This is a genomic window from Leptolyngbya sp. AN10 (assembly GCF_050565645.1).
GTDB lineage: Bacteria > Cyanobacteriota > Cyanobacteriia > Leptolyngbyales > Leptolyngbyaceae > Leptolyngbya.
On record NZ_JBNXVP010000002.1, the window covers coordinates 411,248 to 418,292 of the forward strand.

General features: G+C 45.8%; 3 protein-coding genes and 1 pseudogene. All 4 read right to left on the bottom strand.

Going from position 1 to position 7,045, the window contains the following annotated elements; all coding sequences use genetic code 11:
- Positions 1–2: 2 nt before the first annotated feature.
- Positions 3–2,831, bottom strand: coding sequence for a response regulator (locus ACQ4M5_RS04785; protein WP_430674463.1), 2,829 nt, complete (start codon positions 2,829–2,831; stop codon positions 3–5).
- A gap of 98 nt (positions 2,832–2,929) precedes the next feature.
- A complete protein-coding gene (locus ACQ4M5_RS04790; protein WP_430674464.1) occupies positions 2,930–4,333 on the bottom strand; it encodes an MATE family efflux transporter in 1,404 nt (467 codons plus the stop codon).
- Positions 4,334–4,335: 2 nt separating this feature from the next.
- On the bottom strand, positions 4,336–5,916 hold the full coding sequence (locus tag ACQ4M5_RS04795; RefSeq protein ID WP_430674467.1) for a thioester reductase domain-containing protein: 1,581 nt from the start codon (positions 5,914–5,916) through the stop codon (positions 4,336–4,338).
- Positions 5,917–6,633: 717 nt separating this feature from the next.
- Positions 6,634–6,912 (bottom strand): annotated as a pseudogene (locus tag ACQ4M5_RS04800) (methyltransferase domain-containing protein); the annotation flags it as partial.
- Positions 6,913–7,045 lie beyond the last annotated feature (133 nt).

Here is a 7,045-nt window from a genome sequence, read left to right on the forward strand (position 1 = left end):
TGTCAAATCTCAGGCGTGTAGAACTTAATAAAGCGAACAATCTCTTTCAGATTAAGTTGATGAGCGAGATGCTCAAGCTTCACGGTATAAGGCTGATAGTCTGCACTCGCTTGTTGAAGCTGCTGAATTTCCTGCTCTACAGTTTCAATATCGCCAATCTTAGCAGCCCGATAGAGCGGCTTCAAAGCATCAGTTGGTGGAACAACAAACGGGGGTTGGGCTTGCTGTACTTCATCAGAATTGGCTTGCGCTGTTTGGGGAGCACTTCCCTCAGCATAGATCCAACAGAGTCCTAAATAGGTGCAAAGCTGTTCTAATAGTTCATCAGACTGAACAGGTTTCGGCAAAAAATCACGACAGCCTGCATCACGACTTTGCTGACGATCGAAGTTAAACACACTAGCAGAAGAAGCAATAATCGGAATTTGGGCAAGTTTTGGGTTCTGCTGTAGCTGCTTCACCATCTCTAAACCTCCCATCACAGGCATCGCTAAGTCTGTGATGATTAAATCCGGTTCCCATTCAGCCGTTTTTTCTAAGCCCTCTTGACCGTTTGTGGCTTCTAAGATGCTAAATCCAAGCGGTTCTAGTAAATTGAGAATCACAGAACGGTTCTCCCAGCGATCGTCCACGATGAGAACCTTTTTGCGATCGCCTTCGTACCCAACCACGTTATCGGTTGACTGGGCATCGATATAATCAAGCACTTGATCGGACTCTAGTAGCCCAACATCAAACCAGAATTTACTGCCTTCAGCGATCGTGCTTTCAACTTGAAGTTCACTGCCCATCATCTGTACAATCTGCTGACTAATCGCTAGACCTAAACCCGTTCCCTCGGACATTTTCTCTTTACTTCCCACCTGTTCAAAGGGAAGAAAGATTTTTTCGAGTTGTTCGGAAGTCATGCCAACGCCAGTGTCCTCGATCTGGAATCTCAGCTTGACTCGCTTTGTATCAGATAGCTCAGGGGGAACAGCGTCATTTGATGATGCTGGCGAATCAAGTTCCCAACCTCGATGGCTCTGAATGAGAACGCCGACCTTGAAAGTGACACCACCTTTTTCTGTGAACTTGATCGCGTTGCCGAGTAGATTGATTAACACCTGGCGCAAACGTTTCTCATCCGCACAGATGGCGAGTGGTAGCTTGTTTAATGCTTCATAGGTAAAAGCGATTTCTTTTTGCTCTGCTTTGATGCGGCAAATCTCAACGATGCCTGTTAGAAAAGAGGAGAGATGAAAATCTTTGTCAGTCAGTTCTAATTTACGAGCTTCAATTTTCGAGAGATCCAAAATGTCGTTGATCAGGGTCAACAAGTGCGATCCACACTGATGAATGATACTGACTCCATCTAATTGTTTGGGATGTAGCGTTTTGTCTCTCAACAAGATTTGAGCATAGCCCAGGATGCCGTTGAGCGGTGTTCTCAACTCGTGGCTCATATTAGCAAGAAACTCGCTCTTTGCTTGGTTTGCGCTATCCGCCTGGTTCTTTGCTTCTCTTAACTGCGTAGTGCGTTCCTCGACTCTAGCTTCTAGCTCCTCAAATGAGGATTTGAGTTGTTTTGCCATTGAGTTGAACGAGGTTGCAAGCGTCTCAATTTCGGAGATGCCCTGAATGCTGACAGTTTGATCGCGATCGCCAACTGCGATCGCTTGGCTTGCTCTCGTCAATTTCAAGATTGGGCGAGCAATCCAACGCGAAGTATAAAGTCCCAACAACGTTGCTAAAGCTAGAGCACCGACACAAAGCCAAATCGTGTTGCGGGTATTTGCATTGATCTGACCCATAAACGCAGATTCAGGAACAGCGACTACGACCAGCCAATCTAACCCTTGTGGATCTTTCCAAGGTGTAACTTGCACAAACTGGCGCTGCCCATCTATTGAAAATTCAAGCTGCTGACTTTCCTGAATTGATTGAAGCTGACCGAATTGGGTCGTCAAGTGTTTTGTTGTTGCTTGAATCAACGAATCTTCGATTTCATTTGCTTTTAAGCGTTTTGCTTTTTCGTTTTCAACTAGATAGGGCTTCTGTGTACTGGAACTTCCAACGAGTGAGCCATCTCGCTCCAAGATGAAAGTTCTTCCAACCCCTGCGGAATCAAGTTTCAACTGGCGCAAAAAATCACTGATTTGCAGTAAGCTTTGCTCTGTACCAACGCTACCAATTAGCTTACCTGATCCATCGTAAACAGGTTGAGCATAGGAGATTGAGAGCGTATAAGGCGGAAACTCCCACGCATAGATTGAAGTCCAACGAGGTTGACCTGCTTTGAGTGGCTCTGAATACCATCCTTCTTTCTGAAAGTCGAAGGGTGTGGGAGGGTGAGCCGCTTTGAGGCGTTTACCTTGGTGATCAACTTCATAGCCATAAACATTGTTGTTGCCATAACGAATCGGAGAAAGTTCAGACACCACAATGCGATCGTCACCGAATAGATAGCCTGCTCCCGCATATTCTCCGCGAGTATTTCCAAACAACACATACCCCACTTTGTGCAACTGTGCTTGCTTCCAAAACTTGCGCCCAATATTCTCCAAATCGTTCGGATTTAGCAAGCCCATTTGAATCAAATCAGCATTAGTCTGCGTGATCAAGCGAGGAGTGAGCAAATAACTATCCAAGTGTTGATCAATGCGATCGCTGGTTTCTCGTCGCAATTGACTCGCGAGATCGTTGACCGCTTTTTGACCATTCCGCAAGGAAAAATATCCCGTTAGTCCGACCGCTGTAAAAATTTGCAAAACAAAAGGAACAACGAGAATGAATCTTAGAGAAATTTTTGGCGACCTCTGAACAGGGGGATGTTTCTTGCTGGCAATCATCGCACTCACTCCGGTTTTTGAATACAGACACTGCTGTAATGCTTGGTAATTGTATGGTTCCCTCAGATAAAAACTGATGTCTAGAACTGTAAAAAAGATCAGTGATTTGACGCATTACGCTCAAGAAAATTAGAGAAATGCAAAGACTTGGAGCGAGAGACGACGATCTCAAATCGTCGAGCGAGAACAATTGCTGCGATCGCTAACCCGATCACCAGTCCCCACCAAAACCCGATCGCTCCTAACTCAAAGCGCATTCCGAGTAATGCTCCGATCGGTAAACCGCAGCACCAGTAAGCGAGAAACCCAACAATCATTGGAATTTGAGTATCTCTCACTCCTCGCAATGCGCCTGATGCTGTAGTTTGAATGCCATCGACAACTTGAAGCACTGCCGCAACTCCTAGCAGTTGTCTCGACAAGCTCATCACCTGACGATTCGCTGGGTCGTTCGTATCCAGGTAAAACGCGATGAAAGGATCAGGCATAAGCCAAAACATCAGACTAAATGCACTCATACAAATGCCAGAAATGCAGATTCCCACTCTGCCCGCGTGTTGAATGCCTGATCGGTCTTGTTGTCCTGATAGTTGTCCGACGCGCACAGTTGTCGCTAGAGCAATACCATTCGCAATCTGATAGGTTAAAACGGCTCCAAGCTGTTGCACAATCTGATGAGCAGCAAGCGCGGTATTTCCCAAATGCCCAATCAAAAGGGTGATAATGGTAAAGATCCCTGCTTCAACAGCCATAAGTCCGCCGATTGGAAGCCCAACTCGCAGGAGTTCTCGCAAGATCTGCAAGTTCAGGTGCTGACAGCCTTGAAAAATAGAAGTATCAGTCAAAGGCGGCTTCCAAATAACATAGACAACTAGAGCAAGCAGCATACTCCAGAGTGAGAGTGTACTTGCCCAACCAATCCCTGCAAGTCCTAGTTCTGGAAAGCCAAACTTACCAAACATCAGAGCATAATTTCCTCCGATGTTGAGCAATGTGCCAAACAGCGTAATCAGCATAACTAAGCGCGGCTGTGAAATGGCTGAGATGAAGCTTTTAAGAACTGAGATCGCGAGTGCCGGGAAAAATCCCCAGGTGAGCGGACGCAGGTAAACTTCGGTCACTTCAACCGTGTTAGCATCTTGACCAAACCAAAGCAGAAGCGATCGACTCTGCCACAGTATCAGCATGATTGGAACACTGAAAAGTACAGTCAACCATAATCCCTGCTGAACGATTCGCTGAACCGCCTTTGGACTATTTCCTCCATAAGCTTGTGCAACAAGTGGGCTAACCGCTGACAGAACTGAAGTGCTGATTAGTAAGCAGTAGTTGAAGGTTGTTGCCCCTAAACCGCCTGCTGCGATCGTGTGACTTCCTAACCAACCCATCATGATCGTGTCTACAAAAGCAGTTGTCGATTGAGCAAGCTGAGCTGCAATCAGTGGAATCGCTAGGGATAGGCAGGCTTTCGCTTCAGAGAGCGTTTGAGTAGAGTTCGACATGATTAATGCCTTAATTGAGCAACAGCAGGAGTAATGAGGAAGCCATCTTGAATAAAGCGATCGATGTAAACGCTAAGAAGCTGAGCATCGATTTTGGGACAAGACCTTGAGAAATCTTTCAAGCCCTCCATTGTGTTCCTACAATCAAAGACTTGATTACCAGCCAGCCACAGTTCTAAACGAGTGCAATGGTCTGAAATCGGTTCGACAATCACTGGTGCTAGAGCTTGTAGTGCGTTAGATTCAAGTTTCAAAGCAGCTTGCCACTGTGAGTGGGGCACTGTTTGGACCAAATAGCCAAGTTGATTTAATTCTTCTACCAACTGTCTTAGCGATAAGGATTGCGGATTGATGAGATGAAATGTCTTGTCATAAGACTCAGTTTGCAAGGATAGATGCGCGATCGCTTGGCTAATATAATCAACAGGTGTGACATCGATCGTCAAATTTAAGTCAGGTGCACATCCTAGCTGAATAAAGCTTTTCATCAGTAAACAGAGCCAATCCTGGGGATTAAAATGCCCTGTCTTGCTGTGTCCTGTAACAGTTCCAGGTCGATAGATACAAACAGGAATGCCTCTCACTGCTGCTTGTGACATCAAGCACTCTGCGATCCATTTGCTCTGAGCATAACCGCCTGCGATACCTTTCCCTTGAGAAATGCTGTCGGTTTCGTAGATGACAGTTTTGCCTGTTGTTGCGATCGATTCTAGGACATCTAGTGTAGATAGGTAGTGAACAGGTTTTGTTTTTCCTGTGCTCGCTAGACGCAGGATTTCGCGAGTGCCCAGCACGTTCGTCGATCGTAGTGCAGTGTAAGGATAGAGTAAATGGACATTTGCGCCACTGTGATAGATGACCTCGATCGAATCTGCAAGTTCCTGAAATTGAGCGTCGGTGAGTCCTAAGCTCGGTTGCGCTAGATCGCCCAAAATCAGCACAATCCGTTCAGCACATTCTGCTAAATTCGCATTTGCTTGTTTTAGGACGCGAGCAAGTTTTTGTTTTGCGGCTGTGATAGTCTCGGCGCGGACAAGGCAGTAAATTGTGGCTGCTGTTTGATGCAAAAGCTCTTTCAGGAGAAATGAGCCAATGAAGCCTGTCGCACCTGTTAGAAAGATGGATTGAGAAAGGCGGGAGACTGGGGTATTTGAGCAATCGATAACGAGATCAAGATCAGCTTCTTGTTGAAGCTGATTCAGACTCATAAACTCTGTGTGAGTTGTGGAATCTGAATGAATTCGCTGAAGTAAGCTTGCTAGACCTGCGATCGTTGGAATCTGAAAAAACTCCATCAAGGGCACGACCACTTGATAGTTCTTTTCAACTTGAAAAATTAGCTGTGTTGTGCGTAGTGAATCTCCACCGAGTTCAAAGAAATTATCATTTACCCCAATTTCAGCCATGCCTAACACGATCGACCACATCTGAGCCAATTCGTGCTCTAAAGGAGTACGAGGCGCAACAAATAGCTCATCTAAGGCTGGACGATCAGAATTAGGAGCGGGCAGCGCTCGTCTATCAATTTTTCCATTCGGGGTGAGCGGAAGTGCCTCTAGCATCACGAACGCAGATGGAACCATGTAGCTCGGAAGCTTGCCTCTTAGATAGGAGCGCAGTTGAGGAATGCAGCGCTGTAAAAATCTGCTTTGCAAAGGTGCATTAGCGTAAGATTGCCAAGATTTAGGAGTTGATGAAACAGGTGAGCCTAATTTTGATTGAGACGATCGAGACTCAAAGCAAGCATCAAAATAGCCCTTTTGCGCTGACCAGTAAAGTGAAATTTCATAGGGTAGCTGTTCACACAAGTTATACAGCACTTCGGGATTGATTCCCTCTTCTGAGTGTTGTGCGATCGCTTGACGGAGTTCACCTACGGTTTTAGGGCGGTTTGAACTTGACAAATACTCAAGAATCTTCACATCTGACAGAATTCGCGCATTGGGGATGCCACGAACGATGAGCGTTTGAGGTTCAGTCTCACTTAGCCATGTCTTCAAACTAGAAAGCGATAAGTTTTGGTCACGCCAATCGAATACCTTGTCCGGTGGCACAGTTGTGAGAGGCAATCCAATTTTTAAGACGACATCATAACGGAACTTTGTGAGTTCATTAACAAACTGTTCTCGCTTTAGCTTGATGGAGACTTGCTGAATTTGAGGAAGTCTTTGTTGGAGGGCATAGAAAAACTCAGGGTCGATAGTCAGTTCTTCCTCCTGCTGCGATCGCTGTGTAATTCGTTGCTGCAATTGCACGATCGATTCTTCATCATTGGCTCGATGTAGTTCGATAGAAGCCGCAAATGTAGAAAGCAGAGAGTAACTACGGACATCGCCAATAAAAATACTTCCTCCGGGACTTACCCACTGAATCGCTTCATCAAGAATTTGAACGAGGTAGTTGATACTCGGAAAGTATTGAACGACCGAATTAATGATGATTGTGTCACAGTTGGAAGGCACAATCTCTCGGCACTCGGTGGCGCTGCACTGGTGTAGATGAATTTGGGTCTGGGACAGATCTGGCTGGTCTAAATGCTGCTTCACATAGTTCAAAGCAGTCTGAGAGAAATCAACACCAACATACCTTAGTGATGTAGAAAACTTTTTGCAGTCTCAAGATGAGAATGTAGTGATTTTAGAGAACTGAATGCGCCGCTCTAAACGAACACGTTTACTTTCGGAGGCACAAGCGGCAGGCGGACTACGACGT

What these genes read in the sequence shown, in the direction of transcription:
- ACQ4M5_RS04785 (WP_430674463.1), bottom strand. Translation starts at nt 2,831, where the DNA reads ATGATTGCCAGCAAGAAACATCCCCCTGTTCAGAGGTCGCCAAAAATT.
- ACQ4M5_RS04790 (WP_430674464.1), bottom strand. Translation starts at nt 4,333, where the DNA reads ATGTCGAACTCTACTCAAACGCTCTCTGAAGCGAAAGCCTGCCTATCC.
- ACQ4M5_RS04795 (WP_430674467.1), bottom strand. Translation starts at nt 5,916, where the DNA reads ATGGTTCCATCTGCGTTCGTGATGCTAGAGGCACTTCCGCTCACCCCG.